Source organism: Metabacillus litoralis, from assembly GCF_007994985.1.
Lineage (GTDB): Bacteria > Bacillota > Bacilli > Bacillales > Bacillaceae > Metabacillus > Metabacillus litoralis.
Genome location: NZ_VOQF01000023.1, coordinates 14,665 through 39,368, shown reverse-complemented (window position 1 = coordinate 39,368; position 24,704 = coordinate 14,665). Strand labels below are relative to the sequence as shown.

Annotated in this window: 24 protein-coding genes and 1 pseudogene; 4 read left to right on the top strand and 21 right to left on the bottom strand. The window is 34.1% G+C overall.

Annotation, left to right across the window (positions count from 1 at the left end):
- Positions 1 to 5 precede the first annotated feature (5 nt).
- From FS935_RS21820 to acpS, 8 genes are all read right to left on the bottom strand, one after another.
- Positions 6 to 407: an anti-sigma regulatory factor gene (locus tag FS935_RS21820; RefSeq protein WP_146950738.1), complete on the bottom strand. Its 402-nt coding sequence runs from the start codon at positions 405 to 407 to the stop codon at positions 6 to 8.
- A 2-nt stretch (positions 408 to 409) separates the two neighbouring features.
- Positions 410 to 775, bottom strand: coding sequence for an STAS domain-containing protein (locus FS935_RS21815; RefSeq protein ID WP_146950737.1), 366 nt, complete (start codon positions 773 to 775; stop codon positions 410 to 412).
- A complete protein-coding gene (gene rsbRA, locus FS935_RS21810; protein WP_146950736.1) occupies positions 776 to 1,606 on the bottom strand; it encodes an RsbT co-antagonist protein RsbRA in 831 nt (276 codons plus the stop codon).
- A 217-nt stretch (positions 1,607 to 1,823) separates the two neighbouring features.
- A complete protein-coding gene (ndoA, locus tag FS935_RS21805) occupies positions 1,824 to 2,174 on the bottom strand; it encodes a type II toxin-antitoxin system endoribonuclease NdoA (RefSeq protein WP_026562078.1) in 351 nt (116 codons plus the stop codon).
- A gap of 4 nt (positions 2,175 to 2,178) precedes the next feature.
- Positions 2,179 to 2,460, bottom strand: coding sequence for a CopG family ribbon-helix-helix protein (locus FS935_RS21800; protein ID WP_026562079.1), 282 nt, complete (start codon positions 2,458 to 2,460; stop codon positions 2,179 to 2,181).
- A gap of 566 nt (positions 2,461 to 3,026) precedes the next feature.
- Entirely contained in the window at positions 3,027 to 4,178 is a 1,152-nt protein-coding gene (gene alr / locus FS935_RS21795) for an alanine racemase (protein WP_146950735.1), read from the bottom strand.
- Between the two features lie 222 nt (positions 4,179 to 4,400).
- Positions 4,401 to 5,420 (bottom strand): LolA family protein, encoded by a 1,020-nt coding sequence (locus tag FS935_RS21790; protein ID WP_146950749.1) that lies wholly within the window; start codon positions 5,418 to 5,420, stop codon positions 4,401 to 4,403.
- Between the two features lie 759 nt (positions 5,421 to 6,179).
- Positions 6,180 to 6,542 (bottom strand): holo-ACP synthase, encoded by a 363-nt coding sequence (gene acpS / locus FS935_RS21785; protein ID WP_146950734.1) that lies wholly within the window; start codon positions 6,540 to 6,542, stop codon positions 6,180 to 6,182.
- Between the two features lie 472 nt (positions 6,543 to 7,014).
- Between acpS and FS935_RS21780 the strand changes: the two are divergent.
- A pseudogene (locus FS935_RS21780) lies at positions 7,015 to 7,599 on the top strand (rhomboid family intramembrane serine protease); the annotation flags it as partial.
- Between the two features lie 190 nt (positions 7,600 to 7,789).
- Here the strand turns inward: FS935_RS21780 and FS935_RS21775 are convergent.
- The 8 genes from FS935_RS21775 to FS935_RS21740 all read right to left on the bottom strand — a co-directional run bounded on the left by FS935_RS21775 (position 7,790) and on the right by FS935_RS21740 (position 17,992).
- The gene (locus FS935_RS21775) at positions 7,790 to 9,244 is read right to left on the bottom strand and encodes a PH domain-containing protein (RefSeq protein ID WP_158638684.1); all 1,455 of its coding nucleotides are present in this window, start codon (positions 9,242 to 9,244) and stop codon (positions 7,790 to 7,792) included.
- Entirely contained in the window at positions 9,234 to 9,713 is a 480-nt protein-coding gene (locus tag FS935_RS21770; RefSeq protein ID WP_146950731.1) for a PH domain-containing protein, read from the bottom strand. The genes FS935_RS21775 and FS935_RS21770 overlap by 11 nt, the downstream gene beginning before the upstream one ends.
- Before the next feature lie 409 nt (positions 9,714 to 10,122).
- Positions 10,123 to 11,091 carry a UV DNA damage repair endonuclease UvsE gene (gene uvsE, locus FS935_RS21765; protein WP_146950730.1) on the bottom strand — a complete coding sequence of 323 codons (969 nt, stop codon included), beginning with the start codon at positions 11,089 to 11,091 and terminating at the stop codon, positions 10,123 to 10,125.
- A gap of 139 nt (positions 11,092 to 11,230) precedes the next feature.
- A complete protein-coding gene (gene cshA, locus FS935_RS21760; protein WP_146950729.1) occupies positions 11,231 to 12,742 on the bottom strand; it encodes a degradosome RNA helicase CshA in 1,512 nt (503 codons plus the stop codon).
- A gap of 550 nt (positions 12,743 to 13,292) precedes the next feature.
- Positions 13,293 to 14,030, bottom strand: a complete 738-nt coding sequence (locus tag FS935_RS21755) for an alpha/beta hydrolase (protein WP_146950728.1) — start codon at positions 14,028 to 14,030, stop codon at positions 13,293 to 13,295.
- A gap of 350 nt (positions 14,031 to 14,380) precedes the next feature.
- Positions 14,381 to 15,742 (bottom strand): UDP-N-acetylmuramoyl-tripeptide--D-alanyl-D-alanine ligase, encoded by a 1,362-nt coding sequence (locus tag FS935_RS21750; protein WP_146950748.1) that lies wholly within the window; start codon positions 15,740 to 15,742, stop codon positions 14,381 to 14,383.
- 141 nt (positions 15,743 to 15,883) lie between these two features.
- A complete protein-coding gene (locus FS935_RS21745) occupies positions 15,884 to 16,966 on the bottom strand; it encodes a D-alanine--D-alanine ligase (protein WP_146950727.1) in 1,083 nt (360 codons plus the stop codon).
- Positions 16,967 to 17,239: 273 nt separating this feature from the next.
- Positions 17,240 to 17,992, bottom strand: a complete 753-nt coding sequence (locus FS935_RS21740) for a hypothetical protein (protein ID WP_146950726.1) — start codon at positions 17,990 to 17,992, stop codon at positions 17,240 to 17,242.
- 310 nt (positions 17,993 to 18,302) lie between these two features.
- Here FS935_RS21740 and FS935_RS21735 point away from each other — a divergent pair, with 310 nt between their 5' ends.
- Positions 18,303 to 18,884 (top strand): LOG family protein, encoded by a 582-nt coding sequence (locus FS935_RS21735; protein WP_146950725.1) that lies wholly within the window; start codon positions 18,303 to 18,305, stop codon positions 18,882 to 18,884.
- A 51-nt stretch (positions 18,885 to 18,935) separates the two neighbouring features.
- Here FS935_RS21735 and FS935_RS21730 read toward each other — a convergent pair whose 3' ends face one another.
- Positions 18,936 to 20,003, bottom strand: a complete 1,068-nt coding sequence (locus FS935_RS21730) for an AI-2E family transporter (protein WP_146950724.1) — start codon at positions 20,001 to 20,003, stop codon at positions 18,936 to 18,938.
- Between the two features lie 285 nt (positions 20,004 to 20,288).
- Here FS935_RS21730 and FS935_RS21725 point away from each other — a divergent pair, with 285 nt between their 5' ends.
- On the top strand, positions 20,289 to 20,753 hold the full coding sequence (locus FS935_RS21725) for a divergent PAP2 family protein (protein ID WP_146950723.1): 465 nt from the start codon (positions 20,289 to 20,291) through the stop codon (positions 20,751 to 20,753).
- Positions 20,754 to 20,804: 51 nt separating this feature from the next.
- Here FS935_RS21725 and FS935_RS21720 read toward each other — a convergent pair whose 3' ends face one another.
- Entirely contained in the window at positions 20,805 to 21,407 is a 603-nt protein-coding gene (locus tag FS935_RS21720; RefSeq protein ID WP_240050993.1) for a class I SAM-dependent methyltransferase, read from the bottom strand.
- Between the two features lie 412 nt (positions 21,408 to 21,819).
- Between FS935_RS21720 and FS935_RS21715 the strand changes: the two genes are divergently transcribed.
- A complete protein-coding gene (locus FS935_RS21715; protein WP_158638683.1) occupies positions 21,820 to 22,257 on the top strand; it encodes a hypothetical protein in 438 nt (145 codons plus the stop codon).
- Between the two features lie 122 nt (positions 22,258 to 22,379).
- Here the strand turns inward: FS935_RS21715 and FS935_RS21710 are convergent, their stop codons facing one another.
- The 3 genes from FS935_RS21710 to FS935_RS21700 form a co-directional block, all read right to left on the bottom strand.
- The gene (locus FS935_RS21710; RefSeq protein ID WP_146950720.1) at positions 22,380 to 22,901 is read right to left on the bottom strand and encodes a YfiT family bacillithiol transferase; all 522 of its coding nucleotides are present in this window, start codon (positions 22,899 to 22,901) and stop codon (positions 22,380 to 22,382) included.
- A 292-nt stretch (positions 22,902 to 23,193) separates the two neighbouring features.
- Positions 23,194 to 23,679 (bottom strand): GNAT family N-acetyltransferase, encoded by a 486-nt coding sequence (locus FS935_RS21705; protein WP_146950719.1) that lies wholly within the window; start codon positions 23,677 to 23,679, stop codon positions 23,194 to 23,196.
- Between the two features lie 156 nt (positions 23,680 to 23,835).
- Positions 23,836 to 24,642: an alpha/beta hydrolase gene (locus tag FS935_RS21700; protein ID WP_240050992.1), complete on the bottom strand. Its 807-nt coding sequence runs from the start codon at positions 24,640 to 24,642 to the stop codon at positions 23,836 to 23,838.
- Positions 24,643 to 24,704 lie beyond the last annotated feature (62 nt).

The following is a 24,704-nucleotide window of genomic DNA, read 5'->3' as shown; positions in this document are numbered from 1 at the left end:
TCCTCCTACCGAAGCCATTTCACCGCTTGGATATTTGTCCCTTCACCAACAGTGGAAGTAATATCAAATCCATCCATTAAACGTTTAACACCCGGTAATCCAGCACCTAACCCTCCAGAAGTTGAAAATCCATCTTCCATCACTTTACGGATATCAGAAATTCCAGGTCCATTATCTATGGCTACTATTTTCAAACCTTTTTTTCCAAGGTCATTTATGCGTTCAATTCGCATTTCACCTTGTCCTGCATATAGATATATATTTCGGGCTAATTCGGAAATCGCAGTTGTGATTCTAGCTTGATCAACTGTACCGAATCCAAGCTCCTTCGCAACATTCCGACCAAGTTGTCGTGCTGCTACTATGTCCCATTCGGTGACAATTTTAACACAGGATTGGTTTTCCATGCTTACTCCCCCAACTCCTGTTGTAATGTTTCAAGGCCTTTTTCTAAATCAAGGGCTGTTTTGACATCCTCAAGCTGAATGCCTAATTCTATAAGTGTAATGGCTACAGCTGGCTGTATTCCCGTTAACACGACTTTTGCTCCCATCAGCCTTGACATACTAATAACATCACCAAGTACTTTTGCAATAAATGAGTCAATAACATCCACAGAGGTTAAATCTATCACAACGCCATTTGCTCCTGTTTCATGGATTTTATGCAAAAGATCTTCTTGAAACTGAAGTGCTGTTTGATCATCTAGCTCCCATTGAATTGAAATTAATAAACAATTATGTAATTTTAATATTGGTATTCTAGGATTCATAATCTATTCCTCCAATGAGACAATTTGACGATTTGTCATTTCTAAAGCTGATTCAATACCCTTTTGAAGACTATTTTTAGTAATTACCTGACTTAAGTCAATTCCAAGATTCACAATCGTTTGGGCAATTTCAGGTCTAATACCCACTAGCAAACATTTTGCTCCAACAAGTCTTACCGCTTCTGATGCCTGAATGATATGATGTGCCACCATTGTATCTACTACAGGAACACCTGTTATATCAATTAACACAACCTCTGCACGGTGTTTTACTACACCTTGAAGAAGATTTTCCATAATACGCTTTGCACGCTCTGTATCAATTGTCCCTACTAAAGGCATAACAGTTATATTTTCAAAAACTGGAATTAATGGTGCGGATAGTTCTTGCAAAGCGATCTTTTGTAAGGAAACTGTTCTTTCCCAAGAAGATGCATATTGATAAAGAACCTCACTATTAACTGGTGAAATCCATTTATCGAAGGACCATACTAATTTCATTTTTTCCTCTTCTGAATCATCAATAGTCATTTCAAAAAATAAAAGCTTATTGAATTCAGATAAACCAGTTGAAATATAGCGTAAAGACCACCCTTGTTGAACAATTCTTTGAGAGAAATCACATATTTTACTAGTAATCTCTTTATCTTCACCTCTAAAAGAAAGTAGTAATATATTAATATACTCATTACAAGTATTTGTATAAACTTGGTCCGATAATACAGATGACACTTTTGGATCATCAAGAGCCTTCATTTTATCTGTCCATTCAGCTAGTAATTCTTCTCTATTATTTTGAATAAACTTCAAAAATGGATTTGACGGTTGGTTCATCTCGCTTTATTCCTCCTTAGCATATTCAAACTCTATTCTAATATTATACCTATAATATGGAACAAAAAAAAGAATACAACAAGTACATGATTTTACAAGAAATATGTAATGTTGCATTCAATTATCATATTGATCATAATCCTTCAATTTCTAATAAAAAAAGTTGCTTTTTGAGCAACCTTTTTGTTTTTTATGTTATTTAAGTTAAAGTTATTAGTTAAAAATCAATAAGTCCTAAACTTATTTGCAAGGCCTCATCCACTTTATCCATCATCTCATCGTCTAGATGAGTGATTTTATCAGTTAACCTTTGCTTATCAATCGTTCGTATCTGTTCGAGCAGGATAACCGAATCCCTCTCAAACCCGTAACGCTTTGCATCGATCTCAACATGAGTTGGCAATTTTGCTTTTTGAATTTGGGCCGTAATTGCCGCTATAATAACTGTAGGACTAAAGCGGTTTCCGATATCATTTTGGATAATTAATACAGGACGTACGCCACCTTGCTCCGAACCTACAACTGGGGATAAATCAGCAAAATACACGTCGCCTCGTTTAACAATCAAATGATTAACCCCCGCTTACTAAGCGTTCAACGGTATGGTCAGCCTCAGACTCTGCCAAAAATGCTTCGGATGCAATGTTAAGATTAATTTTCGCCATCTCCATGTAACCACGTCTCATAGATTCGCGAATTTGGCGCTTTTTACGCTCACGAATGTACATTTTAGTTGCTTGATAAATAAGCTCGTTTCTGTTTCCGTTCTCCTGTTTTACTAGTCCATCTAATTCTGATACTAATGCTTGAGGTAACTGAATTAAGATTTCTGTTGTCGCGCTGGATTCAGACACAAACACACACCTCCACCAAACTTACCACCTATTATTCATTCCAAATTTAATAATAACATCTACAGCACAATAAGCAAAGTCTTTTCCTAATAAACACAGTATTCTACGCCAATTTATTTCCTAAAAATGCCTTGATCATGTCATTTAGTCTTTGAATTAATTTTTTATTAAAGATAATCGTATAATTTCAAATTCCTAAATGTTTCGAAAAAATTGCACGTCTAATTCATTACCCTTCAATATTATCGTCATGTAAAGGGTAATTATTCATCAATATGATTTTATTTCTCATATTAACAATGTTTGGTTCCCTTACTTCGAGTTCTCTTCTGAAAAATTTGTGCTAAAAAAACGTAATTACCGTTATGAAATGTATTGACTAAATGTACAAATCTCAAGAAGAAAGGTGTCACAACACTTTAGCTGCGACAAAAGTTTTTAAAACAAAACAGAAACTGCACAATGGTTATAGCTATTACAGCTTTCCTGTCTCCACCAAGCTATTACTTTGATCGAAATTTTTGTTAAACACTTAAGTTATGTCCAACACCATACACGTAAACAATTTAAGGCAAAATTGAGTTAACCCTTTCAATTATACGCATATTTTTTAAAAAAATACGAGGAACTCGTAAAGTTATCATACAAGGAACTTCATAATTGATCGTATCAAGGCGTTTGGCAACATCATCTATTGAAATAACATGTCCATTTTGTTCTCCAATTAATGTAACTTTGGTACCGACAGGAATGTGATTTGGAAGCTTTACCATACATTGATCCATACAAATTCTTCCTACTAATGGAGCACGTGTATTCCCCACCAATACTTCAAAATCCTTTAGACGTCTTATCCAACCATCAGCATACCCTATAGGAATTGTGCCAATCCATTCATCTTCCTTTGCTTCATATGTTGCACCATAGCTTACCTTTTCACCTTTACTAATCTTTTTAACATGAACAAGCTTTGTTTGTAATGAAAAAGCTTCCTTTAACTCAAAGGGTAATTCCTGCTTCATCTCAATCGAAGGAGTTAGACCATACATAGATATACCCAATCGAATCGCATTATACAGCTTCCGTTGATATTTAAGAGCAGCTGCACTATTAGCACAATGAACCAATAATTGTTGATGTGGGATTGTTGTTAATAACTCTTCAAATTTTTCATATTGTTCAACAAAATAAAGCGAATCATTTTCATCTGCTGTTGCAAAATGTGTAAAGATCCCGTCAATTTCAAAATGTGATGAGCTTTCTTGATAAGAAAATATCCTTCTTAATTCATCTTTTTCTCTAACACCTAAACGCCCCATCCCTGTATCAACCTTAATGTGCAAATGTACCTTATCAGACGAGATAAATTGATTAGCTTCCATAAGCCAATCAATTGAAAAAACAGTTAACGTGATGTTAAATTGAATCGCCACTTCAACATCACTCGGACGTGTTGCACCCATCACTAATATCGGGGCATCAATTCCTGCTTTTCTGAGTGCAATTGCTTCATCTAAAAAAGCAACAGCTAACATTGAAGCACCGACATCCAATGCAGTTTTTGCCACTTGTACCGCTCCATGACCATAGCCATTTGCCTTTACAACAGCAATAATATCAACCTGCTCACCTATATGCTTTTTCATAGATAAAACATTATGTGTTATCGCATCCAAATTTACTTCTACCCAAGTATCTCGATAAAAATCAGACAACATCTTTAATACACTTCCTCATCCTACTTCTATAAAAATAATTATCTCGACTATACTATATAATTGTCAAATAGTGACTAAGAAAATAATTGAAGATTTAATAAATAGGAGGAAGATCTTTTACTTTGAAAAGTAAGATAACTAATCCATTACCTTTGAAATCAACAACAAAGTTTACGAAAATAGCTCCATTAAAAAAAGGGTGGATATACCACCCAATTTTAATTATTTTGCTGTTTGACCTTGTACTGACTTAGCAACCATTATTAATTCATCTGTTGTTAAATCTTCAGATGCTAACATATAATCTACTCCATCATGTGTCCATGTTAGAGATGTATCAGACATTGCACCAATAGTAAATCCTAAATCAGCTGGTGAACCATTCACATATGTTGAAGTTGAAGCTGAAGCTGGTGTCGCAATTTCAGCACTTTCTTGGATTAAAGTAAATGACTTTTCTCCTTCAAATGTTAAAATCACTCGTTTACCATTTTCAGTGTCAATCTCAGTTTCTTTTACTAATTTTGCTCCATTTGGCTGTTCTAATGGATATTTAACGGCGAAAGGCTCACGATCACCAGTTGCCATAGTTGGTACTTCAATTTGTGCACTAGACATGTTTTTCTCTACATCAAATGAATTATCATCAAATGAAGCATTGAATTCAAAGCTCGTAAATTCAACAACAACAAGTGGATTACGATCTGTATCCATCACCTTTACCATAGTAGGAGTTAAATCCTTTTTGTTAAACGTAATTTCTTGGATCGGAAGCATTTTGTTGTTTTGATAATTTGTTTTTGTTTCAAAAACATATTTATCTTCAGCTGAGCTAAACTTTGCATCTGCATCCTTTAAGATGTCTTTTACTAAAGACTCATAAAGATACGCCTGGCTACTGTTTTGTGGCCAATCACTTTGGAAACGGAAGCTTTTGTTTAGTGCCGGAGTTAAAACAAATACACCCTCATCATTACGTAAAATCATTTGGCTTTGTTCTTTTTGAGAATTTTTAAGGTTCACACGGTAATACGTTGGACCCTTGTGCCAAATTTCAATTTCATATTCCTGTGGATCATTTCCGGTTTGAAGCGTCATTTTCCCTTTCGCTTTATACCCGGACATTTCTTCAACCTTCTTTTCTAACGCTTGAACAACATCAGCTTGTGATTTCTCACCGCACCCAACTAAAGCTACTACTGCTAAAAGCCCTACTAAAAATAATACAAGCCTTTTTTTCAACTCTTTCAACCCCTTTGCTTCATATAACGTTAAATTGGAAGATCGTATTGCTAGACTCATCTCTTTTAGCTACATCTTATCTATTAAATTATTAAAAAAGCCAAAATGAAAAGATGAATTGCTAAAACAACTTGTCTTCCCTATCGCATTACCAAATATATGAGACAAACTTTCCAAATATGCAGACTAGCTATAAAATTTACTAATAACATTACAGATCCTAATTTTCTACAAAGACTTTATTGAAAATTGTATGATAGAATGGGGGGAATTATTGGTAACTTTAAAAACACAAAGTTATCAAAGTAAAAAGTAGCAATAATATGAATGAAAAAAATTTCAAAAGAGGCTGACATAAGTATTTAAGCTAATATTACACCCGATTATTAGGGTTTCATTCAATCTTTCGGATAAAATTTTTGGTCTTAAATAACTGTCTTCAATAGATTTTTGATTTTGTATAAAAATTGATAAGCACAAGTGAAATGGAGCGGAAGACACTTGACTCCTACGGGAATTGAGGAAAGGCTGAGACCCCGCAGGCGCTTGCGGCGAGGAGGCTCAGCTTCCTCCCCGTGGAAAGCAAGTGTCTGCAGCGCAATGGAACGAAACTTATTTCCCCACCATTAACTGATTAATATTTAAATTGTATAATTATATCCAGTCTTGTTGTCTCAGAGATTGCAGCTTATGACTTATAAAGAAAAAAGGAAAGCCACTCAGTTATAATCCTTAACATGAGTAGCCTTCCTTAATATTCTATTTCTCTAATATCACTTGTGCAGCAGCGCATTGACGAGTATGTGTAATCGAAACATGAATAGAGAAGTCCACCTCTTTTTCAGTTAATATCTTTATAACCGGCTTTCCCTTATCATTATTCATCACTTCAACATCTTGAAAACTGACTTCTTCCCCGATCCCTGTTCCCAATGCCTTAGAATAAGCTTCTTTTACCGCAAATCGACCTGCTAAAAATTCAACCTTTCTTTCCTTGGAAAGAGACGCAAATTTTTCTATTTCATTTAATGTTAATATTCTTTTTATAAAACCAGGCTGTCGATCCACGATTCTTCGTATCCGATCTAGTTCAATAATATCTAATCCAATCCCCATAATCATTATGTAACAACACCTTCCAATGAGCCTTTTATAGTACTATTTTATACAACTTGTACATATTCATGTTAGTATAAAGTGAGTTTTCCATTCAAAGGGTCTTTTCACACTTTTTGAAATAGGAAAAATAACTATCGATACATTAGTGCTTCTTAATAACTCAAAGTCTCTTTTCTAACAGATTGCAGTTTTTCCAATCAAACTTACATCGAATAGTGGAATGAAATGGAAAATTTCCTTACTATCTAAAATTTAATTAAAAATAACAAATTACGCTAAAAGGACCAAGGCTTTTTTCTTAAACTTTGTTGTTTTTAGAATCATGTTGGAAACAACTCTGTATAAAGGCTAGTGGCATCTTTTCTTCTACAAATCGAACCCTTTATGCGATTACACATTGGTTACAATAGATAATGACTTCTATTAGCAACAATTCTTCAGAAAAGAGCCAAAATAAAGCAAAGGAGCAATGATGATGTTCACTAGATCAGAAAGTTTTCAATCCTTTCTTCGATTATATCCAGTTGTATCAGTCATAGTAGGAATACATCTTTTATTTTGGTTGTTATTCCAGATTCCTCTTCCTTCTATAAGAATTTCTTTAAGCTTATTAGAGGGCTATAACGCCGGAATTGCCTATGGCGAGTATTGGAGATTACTATCACCAGTATTCCTTCATATTAGCTTTGGTCATGTTTTCTTTAATACCATTTCCCTCATTCTATTTGCTCCAGCATTAGAAAAATTTTTAGGTAAAACTAAATTTATTCTTTTGTATGTAGGAGCAGGGATTATCGCTAATATCGCGACATTTATCTTTGAACCTTTGCAATATGTTCATATCGGAGCATCTGGAGCAATTTTTGGTTTATTTGGTACATATTTATTCATGGTTTACTTTAGAAAAGGTACAATCGATAAAGCAAATTCACAAATTATTATTAGCATTTTGGTTATCGGCTTAATTATGACCTTCATAAATTCTAATATAAATGTTATTGCCCATATATTTGGCTTTATTGGAGGATTTATTTTAGCACCATTATTTATTAAAAAAAGGAACCATTTTGTCCATGAAACCCATTATACCCCGACTCGTAGACCAAAATTCCAATTGAGAAAAGGAAAATGGACATATAAAGAAGGATTTTGGTTAATCTTCTTCATCATTATCTTAATTGGGATTTTATCTCGACTCTTTTAATGAGATTCACAAAATAGTAAAGTAAATAAAACCAGACACTTAACCATCAGTGTCTGGTTTTATTTTCCGGGGAATAGGAATACCATGATAACAACTTTTCAACATCATCAGCATCCATGTCTTTGATTGAAAAGCTCTTTCCTAATATGCCCGATTTTATTGATACTTTAAAAGATCTAAGTAATTTTTTATCCTGAAAAAAGTTTTTTGTATGACTGATAGATTGAATTCTATTTTTCCGGACTAAGATTGTTGACTTCGAAACAAATCGATATGTTAATTGTAACTGATTATCTATTACACTCCAACCGGTGTCATTAAATGTTTGATATCCCCAATAGATCCCAACAAGAAGTAAAGAAACTGAAAGTAGCCCCCAAGGGAAAAAGAGTGAGCTTAAAGGTATGATAATCACTAAAGATAAGAGACATTTTCTAATAATATATCTTAGCATTGAGCGTTTAGGTAAGGAATGCACTTCTTCTTTCACCTTAAAACTAGGAAGGTATATAGAGAGAAGCTCTACTACTTCTTTCTTAGAGATAACAGGAAATAAGATTGTAGAGGCGCTGCCATCATCTCCTGCAGTTCCACCTGCACTTTCGATATAAACAGTTGAGTAGCCTAATAACTGCCTTAAAGGATTTTGGACTACCCTTATCGCCTGTATACGTGCAATCGGTATAGAAATCTGTCTTTTTTCAAAAATACCTCTAGAAATTTTAATATCATCTTCCACTTTATGTACAGTGAAAAAGGCATATTTAAGCAAAACACCGATAATGCTTAATATCCAGGCAATGAAAAAGGCAAGAAACACCAATATAACGTATAGTGTAAAGCTTGCGTTAGTAAGAAACTCAAAACGATTTAACAGCTGTTCAAATGGTATAAATTCTTCAAACTGACTTAAAAATGCAGCAACCGCAGAAATTATTACTCCGATACCGCTTGATGTAGACGCAGCCACAAATAATTCTCTAGGCTTTATTTTATATGTAGGATGCTCTGGCTTGTCTACGACTTCGCTTTCTACTATAGACTCTTCAGGTAGCTGGTTTTTATAAGCAGAGAGGGCTTGTTCAATTTCATCTGCTTCATTTTTACTGATTGCTGTCAAAACTGCTTCCGCCTCTAAGCCCCCACCAGCTGTTTCAATTTGAACTTTAACTAAACGAAAAATTTGTTGAACAATTCCTGCACTAGTATTGATTGTTTGAATCCTTTCAATCGGAATATACCGCTTTTTCTTCACAATAACACCATGCTCGATTCTAAATTCTCCATCTTCAATCCAGTAGGTGAATTTTAACCATTCTAATACACTAACAATCACTATGATGACAACTAAACAAATTGCCCCAATAATAAAGTAGATATTAAAAGTTTCCTCTACACCAACAAAAAAGAAAATGATAGCAGGGATAATATAAGATTTAATCATCTTAGCAAAAGATAGAATCATGCCTACTGGATGAATTCGCTTTGGCTTAAATATCATCATCAGTCACCCTAGCAAGCTTTGAAATATAATCTCTAAGAATATCTGCTTCTTCTAAATCTAACGCTGGAATTTCGTGCGTAGTAGCAGCTGTGGAAATTTCAATTGATGCTAATTTATGTTTTCGTAACAAGGGTCCCTGATGTGTATCAACGTGTTGTACCCTTACCATTGGTATTAGCACTCTTTTAATAACGAAAAGTCCGTACTGTAAATCTATTTCATGCTCAAAGACCTCATATCTCCACATCCTGTGCCTAAGCTTTGGAATAATAACAATAGTCACAAGTGAATAAATACACCATAATAAAGCTGATATGATTGTAATCCAGTAGGATAAATCTAAGAAATACACTCCAATTCCACCAGCTATAAGAATAACGAAAGAAATACCTGCAACAATAGTAGCACTTAATCTCCAAACCTTCAGTGCCTGCAAGCTAATCTGATTTTTCGGTAATTCTCTCAACATGCTCCCCCCTTAATAACTAGGCTATGTTAAAGCTTAATGTTGATTTTTAGCACTTTGTTGATTGGAGTGAAAGGCATGAGACTCCTGCGGGAGGAGCGTGTCAAAGGGAGACCCCACAGGCGCTTGCGCCGAGGAGGCTCCCGGACCGCCCGCGGAAAGCGAATGCCTTTAACGGAAATCAACAACAAAGTTTAACAGAGCCAATAACTAAAATAACGAATAAAAATATCAAAGAAAATAATCTCTTTTGATTATAGCATACTGGAATTATTTTCATAATTATATTATTAGTTTTAGAAACTTCCTCAATGTTAATCACACCCTGGCTAATATCACCTTGATCAGATAGCTAAAAGAATAGAAGACAAACAAACCTTTGATTAGCGTATATCACTCATTGCAAATCTTACTTAATTTTAAAAGAAGCTTTATCAATCCATTCAATCTCTGGGTATTCTTTTAAATCCCTCACCAATTGAAACAAGGCATTATCCTTTTGTTTCGCTTCTATCATGCAATCAATTTGCTTAGTATGATCATCTTTAACTGTATTTAAGAACTCCATAAACATGCTAACATCAATATAGTCTGAATGTGCACGAAATTCCTTTTCACTTTTAGGGCTCGAAATATGCATTTTTACAGGTAAGGGAGATTCCTTCCATGTATTTAAGACCCTTTCCCACTGATGCTCCCAATTCAAATCTTCATGGTATGCCAGGTGATGATGATAATCAAAGATTTGCGGCACACCTAATTTTTCACATAAATATAGTGCATCATTAACATGAAAAGTTGTATCATCATTTTCTAGCATAAGCATTTTTTGAAGTGATACTGGTATTAGTCCCCAATTATGGATAAACTGCTCTAGAGCCTTTTCTTTATTATCATATGCTCCTCCAATATGTAATACACAGCGATGCTCAGAGTTAACTCCCATTCCCTTCAAAAGATGTTCATGCATTCGTAATGTTTTTAATGACATTTTAAAAATATCTGGTTGCTGAGAATTCAATACAACAAAATGATCTGGATGAAAACCTACTCTCATAGGATGTATAGCTAAAAATTCTGCAATATTCTTTAATGGTTCATCCAACTCACTCATATAATCCCAATCATTGAGTTCTTCATGATTAGCTAGAGGAATGAGTTTTGAACTAAAGCGAAAAAAACGAATATCATTTGCTTCATTATGTTTTAATAATCTTAAGCAATTTCCTAAATTTGATCTCGCTATCTTCTCTAACTTAGCTATTGCTGCATCTCGATTTTTTATTTTACTGAACTGCGCAAATGTCATTGTTTGCGAAGGAGAACAGTTTTGGAGATTCATACTCATCGCAACATACCCTAATCGTACAATTGTCATTAAAATCACCTCAATTAGAATCTATTACTAGTTTCACCAACTGTAGTGATTTCAATTTGCTATGACTCGGAATGTTAGGGTCATTTTATATAAATAAATAAAAAAATCGAACCCATAAATGGATTCGATCTCTTTTTATTTATTTTGGATTAGAGTAGCGACGTTTGCTGCTACTTTGTCCACCACTACCGCTTTTAGCTCTGTCACGGTTGCCGTATGAACGATTTTTTTGTCCACTACCACTTCCACTACCGCCACCACTACTACGGTTATCGCCTCTTCTTCTGTTGTTAGAAGAAGATGAAGAACGACCTTTACTTTTCCCTCTATACATAGGCGCTTCTTCTGTAAGTTTAATTTCTACAGCGTTCGGCTCTTTTGTCATATATTTAATAGCTGCTGCAACAACAACTTGTGCATCAAACTCTTCTAACAGTTCTTCAGCAGTACGCTTGTAGAAAGCAAGGTTATCACTTTCAACAATAGAACGGATCTTTTCAACTGTCATTTGTTGTTGACTTTCAATAGCTTCATCAACAGTTGGTGGCTTCATGCGTTCCATTTTGCTATTTGTTGTACGCTCAATGTTTTTAATAATGTCAATTTCTCTCGGAGTTACAAAAGTCATTGCCATACCAGTTTTACCAGCACGCCCTGTACGACCAATACGGTGAACATAGCTTTCTGGATCTTGAGGTACATCAAAGTTATAAACATGAGTTACACCTGAAATATCAAGTCCACGTGCAGCAACATCAGTAGCAACTAATACTTCAATTGTGCCTTCTTTGAACTTACGTAAAGTTGACATACGTTTTGCTTGAGTTAAGTCACCATGAATTCCTTCAGCTGTATAACCTCTTAACGTTAAAGCTTCAGATAATTCATCAACACGACGTTTTGTACGACCAAAAACAATCGCAAGCTCTGGAGATTGAATATCAAGCAATCTTGTTAATACGTCAAATTTCTTTCTTTCATGTGTTTCTAAGTAGTATTGAGTGATGTTTGGAACTGTCATTTCTTTTGCTTTCACTTTTACTAACTCAGGATCTCTCATGAATTTCTCAGCAATTCGGCGAATTGGATCTGGCATTGTTGCAGAGAAAAGTAATGTTTGGCGATCACTTGGAACGTTAGAAAGGATTGACTCGATATCCTCAATAAAGCCCATGTTTAACATTTCATCTGCTTCATCTAATACTATAGTATGAACTGCGTTTAATTTAACCGTTTTACGATTAATATGGTCTAATAAACGTCCAGGAGTTCCTACAATAATATGTGGATTTTTCTTTAAAGAACGCATTTGACGGTTAATGTCTTGACCACCGTAAATTGGAAGCACGCGAGAACGCTTATGATAACCAATTTTGTACAATTCTTCAGATACTTGGATTGCAAGCTCACGTGTTGGCGCTACAACTACAGCTTGAATACTGTTACTGTTTACGTCGATTTTCTCAATAAGTGGAATACCAAACGCAGCTGTTTTACCTGTACCAGTTTGCGCTTGTCCAATTACATCCTTGTTTTGTAGACCAAGTGGAATTGTTTGAGCCTGTATTGGTGATGGCTCTTCAAACCCCATTTTACTTATTGATTCCATTAATGACGAACTTAAACCTAATTCTTGAAACGTTAATGTCAATGTTTTCATACTCCTTTTATATCGTTTGCTGTAAATATTTACAGACCTTATAGGTAATTTTATATCGTGTTCATAATGAAACGATGTTTATATCCAATCCTTATAAGCTATAGGCATGTAGCCTTTAAAGCTCAAAGTAAGTTATCAACTGTTGTGTCATCATGAAAAACAGTAGATGTAGAAAACCGTTCTGATTTATTGTTTACAATACGGCTATGGCTTAAAGACGCCAACATCTAAATGAAGGAAAAACTGAGTATCGCCGAAACCCTTATACACGTTAGCATAGCGAACGAAGTACTACTAAACACATGGCAAAATCATTTTATTTAATGCATATGCTACATCTTTAGCGTTTCTTCGTCTCCATTTCCCTCACACAAAAAATACCCTTAAATAACCAAGGGCAGCAGTTTACCTTATTTAAAGCCCGCAAACACTTTAAATGTAATCATACCACTACCATTACGTAATTTCAACTTATTGTAAGATTTAATCCTGCTGCAATAATGATAAAAACTACTTACAATAAGCATGTAAGCTCTTACTTTTAATGAATATTTATTTGTTGACTTGGATTCACATGTTTTACGTCATTATTATGGTCATGTAAGAAATCCTCTACCAGTTTCTTTAAATGTTCATAATCCTCACCATGACAAACAAGATGTTTAGAGCCTGGAAGTAAGCATAGCTCTTTCATCTCAGATGGAATTGTATTATATAGATAGTGTGCACTTTTTACCGGTACAATACCATCACACTCACCTTGGACAATTAAAACTGGCAACGTTATTTTCTCTAAATATGGCTTAATTACTTTTACTAACTTCTGAAATTCTAATGTTGAACGTAGAGGAGTCTGCACAATCTTCTTTTTGTAACGATTAAACAATTCATTTTCATATATAGATCCTTTTAAAAAATCCTTTACCATTTCTTTAAAATCTAGCATGAGCTGCTTTGGATTCACATAGTAAGCTGCAGCACTAAGCAATATCAGCTTACTTACATTGTATTTAGCAGCTAAATAAGAAGCAATTATTCCACCCATTGAAAAACCAATAACATATACTTCATCAACTTGCTTCATTAATTCAAGAAGCTCTTTTTCAGCATGTGAAACCCAGTCATTATATGTATGCCCTTTTAGAGCAAGTGTTACTCCATGTCCCGGAAGTGTAGGTACTTTAATTACCCAATTCGTTGTTTCCTTAAAGTAGTTTGCTAATGGCTCAACTTCATATGGCGCACCAGTAAAACCATGTATGAATAGACATCCCTTCATACTTTCCCCCTCCTTTTTATGAAAACAATCCCACAAATTACAAATTATTTTCTAAAGATTTATTTAGAAAAATCACTAAACAATTAGCTCCTTATTTTTGGTGTTTGTTGAAATCATTTTGGGGTTAATATAAGGCTCTTTTCTGAAATATTGTTGCTATGTAACCAAAATATTCAGTGGAAATAGTGTATTTTCGCATAAAGATTACGATTTTATGAAGAAAAGATGCCACTAGACTTACTACTGTGCCGATTTCTCGTGTATTTAAAAGCAACAAAGTTTGCGAAAACAGCCTATATAAAAAGATATCTCTATAAGGAGCAAACCACTTAACCTAAAAAAAATAAGTTTTAACTCAATGCTTCCACAACTTCTTCTAATTTCATTCCTCTGGATGCTTTTATAAGGACAACATCATTTTTGTTCATTAAAGTATCCAGGTGCTGTATTAGCTTTTGCTTATCATTAAAATGATGAACAATTTCTTCAGCATGTGTTTCTTTAGCTCCTATTGCAATTTCTTCGCCTAGCTTTCCATAAGTTACGATATAAGAAATTCCATCCTTACTTATCGAACGTCCTACTTGACGGTGAAATTCCTTTTCATTTTCACCTAGTTCTAGCATATCTCCTAGCACTACAAATTTCTTATCAAAGCCTTTTAAATCTTCTAGTAAAGAAATTGCCGCTTTTGTTGAGGTTGGGCTGGCATTATATGCATCATTAATAATTGAAAATCCTTTTTTGGATTGAATTAACTCCAAGCGCATCCCAGTTACTTTAATCGAATTAAACCCTTCTTTTATCGAAGCATCTTTTACATCAAATGCTTTAGCTACTGCAAATGCAGCTAATGCGTTGCTAACATTATGCTTACCTAAAACAGGTATAAAATAATCTTCATCTTTTACTTTAAAAGATGTTCCTGTTAATTCCTGTATAATATTTGTTGCGAAATAATCATTTTGCTTCGTTTCACCAAATGTCACTTTTTCCTTCAACACAGATTTTACTTTTTCCTGTAACAGTGGTTCGTCACCATGATAAATTAATAACCCTTTATCTTTAAGACCTGTAGCAATTTCAAGCTTTGCCTCTGCTATAGCATCTCTAGATCCTAAATCAAGCAAATGGGCTTCTCCAATATTTGTAATAATCGCAACATCTGGTTTGGCAAGCTTTGAGAGAAGCTCAATCTCTCCTCTTCCACTCATACCCATTTCTAAAATAGCGATTTCTGTATCTTCAGTCATACTTAGAATTGTTAAGGGTAATCCAATATGATTATTAAAATTACCCTTTGTTTTATGTACTTTAAACGTTGTTTCTAAAACAGCTGAAACCATATCCTTAGTTGTCGTTTTCCCATTACTTCCTGTAATGCCTACTACTTTAGTATTCAATTGATCGATATAGGTATTAGCAAGGGCTTGAAGCGCAAGAAGTGTATCCTCTACGAAGATAACTGGTATACCTTCAGGCGGATTTTTTTCTGATTTATTCCAAATAATTGCTGCTGCACCATTATTAATTGCTTTATCAACAAATTCATGGCCATTGAAAACATCTCCAACTAATGGGAAAAATAAATTCCCTTGTTCAACCTGACGAGAATCTGTTGTGACACCTTCAATCGTAATGTTCATATGCTCTTCTTTTAAGCCAAAACCACTCACCATTTTTTCTACAGAAGACAATGTTTTTACAATCACATATAACTCCCCTTTCTGTGTATCATTTAACATGACTAAAAAAAGGAACTGACTAGAACACATTCAGCTCCTCATACTAATCTTAAACCAATCTTATATCTTCTCTCTCACCAAGAAAATTTCATACCCGAGATCATCTCATTAAACAGTATGCTTAATGCTCTGCTTTTGCTCGAACCGCTCTAAAGCAAGCTCAACTAGCTTCTCAATTAATTTAGCATATTCTAAACCTGTATGCTTCCACATCAACGGGAACATACTAAATGGTGTAAAACCTGGCATTGTATTTACTTCATTAATCAATGCTTCACCATCTTTCGTTAAGAAAAAGTCAGCACGCACTAAGCCTGAGCCATCAATTGCTTTAAATGATGCTATTGCCATTTCTTCAATGATTTTATATTCAGCTTCTGTAATATTGCCAGGAATAATTAAATCTGTGTCACCATCTTCGTACTTTGCTTTATAATCATAAAATGCCTTCTTAGGAGCTATTTCTCCAACAACAGAACAGATTGGATCATCATTTCCAATTACAGCAATTTCAATTTCTCTTCCTACAATACCTTCTTCAATAATAATTTTACGATCATACTCAAATGCTTCTTTGATTGCAGCTTCTAGACCTTTACGATCATCACACTTATTTATCCCAACACTAGAACCTAAATTTGCTGGCTTAACAAAGCAAGGATAACCAAGTGTATTTTCGACTTCCTCTACAACTTCTAAAGGTCTTTTATTATAATCTGTTTGTATATAATGAACATACTTAGCCTGTGCAAGACCAGCCTGTGCAAACAGGTTTTTCATTACTACTTTATCCATTCCAGCTGCAGAAGCAAGGACACCGTTCCCCACATAAGGGATATTCATTAACTCAAGCAGCCCTTGAACAGTTCCATCCTCGCCGTTCGGCCCATGAAGTAACGGGAAAATCACATCAATCTTGCCGGGACTATCTACCTTTGTCGGAAATAACTCTGTATTTAAAGAAACTGGTGAAATAACCTCACCATTGTTATCAAGCTTTAATGTATTTACTTCCTTTACAGGTTCTTGTAATGATTGACCTCTAACCCATTCACCATTTTCTTTAATATATATTGGATGTATGTCAAATTTACTCATATCTAACGCATTTATAACCGCAAGGGCTGTTTGCAGGGACACATTATGCTCTGCAGACTTCCCACCATATATTAGACCTAATTTCATTTTCATGTAGGTTTCCTCCTCAAGTACTTTCATCATTCCTATTTTATCACTTTAAGACAAAATTGTTATTAATGATTAAGCTATTTCTCATTAAATTTTCCATCTCTTTCTAGATCTAAAGATATTCGAAACAAGAAATGACGTTTGAGGGGGCTTCATTATATTTTTTTATAGGCTCTGTACATCTTTGTAGTTGATGACCGTTACAGCGATTCACTTTCCGACGTAGTGCACCTGTAGGTATCCTACTATTAAAAGCAGGAAGCTTTATCATAATCTTTATGCTTTTTTGGCTACAAATGTGAAAACCTTACTTTCTGAATAACTTTTTTCATTTGTATGAAGATAATCACCAATTAGCTCAACCTCACTAAATCCAACTCTTTCAAGGGCCAATTTAAATTCCTTCATACCAAACCAAATAAATGGCTGAAGCTTTCGTTCTTTATTAACTAATTTACCTTCCTGCCAATTTTCAAGTGAAAGTAAGTAGTTTACTTTTTGCTGAAAAAAATCAATTTCCAAAACTCGCGATTCAAATAGTGTAAGATCGCCATCAGCATTCTCAATGTTTTCATCCTGCTTATTAAGATAAAGTTCATTTTGACTAAAAAGATCAATAATGATTTCTCCACCAGTCTTTAAAGAATCACAAATTGATTTTAATACCCCTATGGCAATCTTTCTGTCACCTACCGACAATATCCCACCAAATGGAATCAATATGACATCATATAGATAAGGTAGGCTAAATTGGTTAGTTGTTGCTTTATAGATCGATCCTGATTCTTTCTTCTCCACTAAAACATGGTTTCTACTTGTATTAAGCTCCTCATTTGTGAGTGTTAATTTATCTATTTTATTATCGCTATTATGAAATAATGGTTTCTGTGGATTTATAGCTATTTCTAAGAATCTTCCTTTAGTTTTCTGTATGTACTTCTCATAAAAAGTAATTGCCACTTCTTTATCATTAGGACTTAAAAGCTTTATCCCGTCTTTCATCACTAACAAGCGAAAATCAAAATTCATCATTATCTCTCCTAAATTACATTGATATGTTTCCATTTTCTCTCTTATCCATGAAAATTATGTAATTTTAAATTTTTACTTTCCATTTACTATTTAGAACCTTAGTAAGCATATAGTAATTTAATAGCTTTATTAGTTGCATTAACCTTTTATCATAAAAAGGCTTGTAAATAAGAATATTACCTCTTAATAAATTCAAAGTAACAAATTTTACAAAAACAGTCTTTTTAAATTACGGAAAACATACTACACTTAACTGTAGTTACGAACAAAAAATTCTCTCGAAAACCAAAAAGGGACGTGAATTTCGATGAAGCGAATTAGTGTTTTTTGTGGATCAAGCACTGGAGCATCTCCATTATATTCTGAATCAGCAAAACAGCTTGGAACACAGCTAGCAAAGGAAGGTTTAACTCTTGTTTATGGTGGTTCAAAAGTAGGAATAATGGGTGTTGTGGCAAATGCAGCACTACAAGCTGGAGGAGAAGTGATTGGTGTTATTCCTAAGATGTTAATGGAACGAGAAATAGCACATACAGGTATTTCAGAGTTAATTGTAGTCAATACAATGCATGAACGTAAGGCTAAAATGGAAGAGCTTTCAGACGGATTTGTTGTTTTACCAGGAGGACCTGGCACTATGGAGGAGTTTTTCGAAGTATATACATGGGCACAGCTCGGGGAACATCGAAAACCAATTGGCATCCTCAATAGCAATCATTATTATGATAAGTTACTTACCTTTTTCGACCATATGGTTCAAGAGCAATTTCTTAAATCTGAATATCAGTCAATGATGATTGTTGAGGAAGACCCTAAACCACTTATTGAAAAATTCTTTACATATGATCCTCCTCCGCTAACTAAATGGATTACACGTCAACAAACATAATGAAAAAGCGCCTTGATCGATTGTGAGATCAAGGCGCTTTCCTATTGTTAATTAGCTGTAACGTAGCTTGTAGAAGCGAATGGCATTATTGATTGTTACTTTTAATACAGAGTAAACAGGTATGACGATTAAGATCCCAATGAATCCGTACATGCTACCTGCTGCAAGTAATAATAGAATAACGGTTAATGGATGTAACTTTAATCGATTTCCTATAACAAGCGGCGATACTAAATTACCTTCTAATTGTTGGACGATGAGTAAAACCACACCAATTTTGACGAGCATGAATGGATCATACATTAACCCAACAAATAAGGCAGGTAAAACTCCTAACAGTGGTCCTAAAATTGGAACAATTGCCGTAATGACGACAAATAATGCTAAAACTAGGGCGTAATCAAGACCTATGATTAGATATCCAATATACATAAGTACACCATTTACACTTGCTACAATCATTTGACCGACAATATAGGTAGATAACGTCGTATGTATATCAGACAATATCCTTTTACCTTCCTTTTCATGATCTTCAGGGATGAATTTCAATAAGTATGGCGAAAAACGGTCATCATCTTTCAATAAATAAAACAAAATAAAAGGAACGATAATTAACACTGTTGCAAAATTCGCAATAGCTGATAAAATCCCAAAAATATGATCACTGAGATTTTCACCTAAATCTGCAATATAGGAGAATGCTGTTTCTCTTACATTTTTCGTTATAGAAAAAGGGAGATTATTTTCATTAATAAAGGCCTCTGTTTTTCCAACAGATTCTTCAAATTTGCTTGGTACCTCACTTTTTAATTCATTAAACTGACTTTGAACAACATCACCCATTGAATAAACGAGACCACTTATTCCCCCGATAATTAATCCAAAAACTAAAAAAATACTTACTGTTCGATTAATATATCGAGCTTTTGAAACAAATACTACGATTGGTCGGATTAGATAATACAAAAAACCTGCAATTAGAATAGGTAAAAATAAAGTCTCAATTAATGTCATTACCGGCTGTACTAAATAATCGAGTCTACCTAATAAAAGCAGTACAATTAATACTAAGATAGTAGCTGTTACATATTTAAAAAAGGAATGTTTAATCCACATTTATTTTCTCCTTTCTTTTATCTATACCCATCCATTCCCTTCTTAGCATTACTTGAACCATTTATCGAAAATGATTTTCTAATTATTTTACGGGAAATAATTTGTCTAAATTTGACGAGTTGTTAGTAAATTCTTCTGTTTATCAAAAAAGATAGTGCCATTACTTTCTATCAATTCAAAACTTCTCATCTAAAACACTTTCACTTAAAGCTCTAATGTTTTTTGAGAAATCACGACCCTTTTTGGAATATAGAAATGAATTTGTTGAACACTATATATATAGGGGTGAGTTTAATGAATCGAGGAATATGGACAGCACTTTCAGGAATTGGAATTGCTCAAGGATTGAAGGTTCTCACAAATAAAAAAGTAAATAATGAGTGGGATTGGAGACCTATTTTTCAAACAGGTGGTATGCCAAGCTCCCACTCTGCAGGAGTTTCTGCTTTAGCTACTTATGTAGCAACAAAAAAAGGATGGAACTCCACAGATACAGCACTAGCTGTTATTTTTGGAATCATTGTTATGTATGATGCTCAAGGCATTAGAAGACATACTGGAGAAATAGCTAAAATTGTCAATGATATCGATGCTGATATTGAGGTTTTGTCAGGTCATATGCCTGGATTATTTCATGTCAAACAAGAAAAAGAGTTAAATGAATTACTAGGTCATCAACCTGCTGAGGTTGCAGGAGGAGCATTGCTTGGAATTCTTATCGGTCTTGTTAGCTCTTATCTTGAGAAATAAGAATTCAACATAAAAATAGACGAAAATAAAAAACAGGAATTCCCCTGTTTTTTATTTTAATTTAACAGCAGTTACACAAACTGATAATTCTGGACGAATTCTTTTGAAGTGAATTTTTATATTAGAAAATCCACAATTGGTTAAATCATTAAAAATTTGTTTAGCAAACATCCTTGTTTTTGCTGAGCTTGCATTTTCTTCCCGAGGTTGCATTGTGATTGCAATTTTACCATTTGATTTTAAAGCACCAAATACATTCTCCAAACCCTTTTTGGGATGATCCCAAATTGTATAGTTATTCACTGTTATAATTTTATCGTAAGCTTGATTAGGCAAAGTAACCTCTTCTATATCGCCTGTCATAAGATGGACTTGTTTTTTCACTATTTTATCTTCTAACCTTTTTGATGCTTGCTTTCGCATCGTTTCGGACACATCCACTCCATCAATATTGATATTGGTGTGCTTTTTTAAAATTCTCTCCATACACATGCCACTTCCATAGCCAATTTCAAGTATGTGATCATGACTCTTTAACCCTAGTAAAGAAACAGTCCAAGCATTTAACTTTCTATTTTCTAAAGCCATAATTCTCCCAGCTATCATCCCTAAAATTCCATCTGGTTTACTAAAATGCTTCTTAAATGACTTCATCATCACATCACCTCATGTTTATCATTTAAATGCCACTTTTTCATGCATACTAAACCTTTTAATGAGAATTTTCTCTTTGTGTAGGTTACAATATGACCTTATGTTTAGATTCTTTGTATGAAAATTAAACCGCTAAAGTATTCGTTACTCTAACATTTTGAAAGAGTTGTTTGCTGTAAATATTTCGCAATGGTTTCTTACATAATAATTCATTTGCTCATATACAAATATATATTTACTATTTGGTCTTTTACTTTTACTTGTACAATAACGACTACTGAGTTTTAACGGATACGAAATCACAGCCTAAATTTCATACGAAATACAACGCTATTAAATTAAACAAATCAATATTTTCTGTGTGAAGCAATCTCCAAAGTCAAATTTAACTATTGTAGGCGGCTTTTGCGATGTGGAAATTCTTTGTGATGCAAGTGAATTTTTCAAGTCAGATGACGAAGAGAAAAGAGAAGTTATTCTTGATAAGTTGAAGCAAGGGATTGATAAAGTGGTTAAACTGAAAAACTGGGACAGCACTCCCTTCGATGAGGCATATAACTGCATGAAAAAAGCTGGTTACAACACTAATTATGTTTGGAAGAAGCCAAAAAATAGTCCAAATCGAAACTATCGAGCAGAAGTTTTTATAGAACACGGTTTATATTCCTGTGATATATTTTTGATCGCAAAGGATAAGAACGGACAAGAGAAAGTCCGAAAAAGGGTAGCGTCTGAGAAGCCAGATGAATTAGTATTCGGAAGACATTTAGGAGAATTAAAGTGGTTATCAAATAATGAAGTTGCATTATTCAACTACTTTAAAACCAACTACAACTCCCTTCAATTATAGGAATATCAATAATTCACAAAAAGCAACCTAATTATAAAAACACCCCAAATAAATAAGGATAGGTTACTAGCTCTACTACTAGTAACCTATCCTTATTTAAATCCTATATGTTCCTCTTTCTATTAATGAACCTGCACTAATTTAATATGTTCAATATGATGTCGGCCATGCCAAGAATAAAGAGCAGTATTTATTAACAAAGACATTTCCTTCTTACTTGCAGGATGATATAAGGTTTTATTAAAATCTGAAGCTGACATATTCTTTAATAAATATGTCCAACGATGATGAAGAGAATGAAGTAAATCAAGTGAGTGTTCCACTGGAAATAACTTAGAATCTGGTAGCTCAGCCCACAAGTGCTCCTCATATGGTTTTATTGTTGGCCGCTCCTCAGTAAGAGCTAACTTAAAGCGTATAAAACTATTCATATGACTATCAGCTACATGGTGAACAACTTGCCGAGCTGTCCATCCCCCAGGTCTGTAAGATGTATCTATCAATGGTTTAGATACATCATCAAGTGCCTTTTTTAATTGAGTAGGCAGTTGTTCTATATCAGTAATCCATTGATTCCTATCTTCACTACTAATTTGTTTCGGAACGACAAATTCACCAATCGGATACTGTAAGCTTTTTCTCACTATCTTCACTCCCTTATAAAACTTTTTATTATCTCACTTTTATTATATTTCGGGCTCTCTATTAAAGCGAGTGTTAAAGTTTTATAAATTTGGCTCTGTTAAACTTTGTTGTTGATTTCCGTTACAGGCATTCGCTTTCTCGAGAAAGAAGTACCTTCTTTCCAAGGTCCGGGAGCCTCCTCAGCGCAAGCGCCTGTGGGGTCTCCCTTTGACACGCTTCTCTAAGCAGGAGTCTCATGCCTTTCACTCCAATCAACAAAGTGCTAAAAATCAACACTACGCTTTAACATAGCTATAAATTTAGTACCAGCCTGACTGTTTTTAATACATGTCCATCGAATAAATCATCATATTCTGTTTCAATAATAAATCCTCTAGCTTTATAAAAGGAAAGTGCCACTTCATTATCCTTTTCAACATTCACATATACTTTTTTCACGCTTGGAAAGAATTTAATTCCTTCATTTAATAAAGATGTGCCAATCCCTTTTCCTTGATAGTCTTTATAAATGTAAATCGCACCTAATTCTACTTTAGTATCACTCTTTAAAGGGGTAAAATTGATAAATCCGATAATCTCCCCATCTATTTCAGCTACTAAAAAAACTGTGTTTGTTAATCTCTTTTCAAGCATTGCATTAGAATATGCCGTATTGATGAAATTTTCCTGTATTTCGATTGGAATAATACCTTCATATGTAGTGTTCCAACTGGTTTTTGCTACATGTTGAACACTCTGAATATCTTCATTGCTCATACTCCGAATTGTTAAGTTCATTTTACTAGACCTCATTTAAAATGGATTCATAATGACAAATTATAGCATTATTTTTTAGGATTGTGACAGCTCTGGAGAATAACATAATAAAAAATAAAGTGCTTACAAAAATGTGGGTAACTATGTGGTTATGGGGATAACTTGTGGATAACACACCTAGTTATCCACCTTTATGCTTTCTACACTACTTTTTTTTCCTGTTTTCACTGATTTAGAGGATTGTAAGTTGTTAATATCTTTGTGGATAGTACCCACAATAAGTTGAGCATCATAATCCATTGATGCTACATGATATGAATGTTCTAACACAGTTTGTTTTTTTATATCTGATGAAACAGAATGTAAGATAAAATCTGAATTTCTCGGCGACACAACATGATCAATGGCAGATTTAAAAATAAAAGTAGGACAGCTTACTAGTTTAATTTTCTGCTTCGTATCTTCCATTAAAAATAATAATTGATGTATAGCTTTCAGAGGCACTTTATCATAAGTAATTTCAAATACTGAAGGCTTTTTAATATCTGGTGTTCCTTCATGAATAAATCTTGGTGATTCTTCGTCTTTTAAACTTTCATAAGCAACCTCTGTTACAGCAGCATTAATAAGAAAAATTCCATCAATATGCTGCTTTTTAGCTGCAAGCTGAAGAGTTAATGCACCGCCCATAGATTGACCAACAATATATACGTTGGAACAGTTTGTTTTTAAATGCTCATAAGCAGCTTCTAAATCCATTATCCAAGTCTCATACGTACTGCTTTCCATTTCTTTGTAATGTGTACCATGACCTGATAACCGAGGAATAGATACTGTATAACCATATTGTGATAATTGTTCTCCTATATATTGCATACTCTGTGGAGTTCCATTAAAACCATGACATAGCAAAATTCCTGTTTTATTTCCCGAGAAGTATATGCTTTCTGCTCCTTTTATCACAGGATATGAGTTTATTTCCATGTTCCTTCCTCCTAGTCGTTTTTATTATTGGAGAAGTCTCATACCTTTCACTCCAATTAATA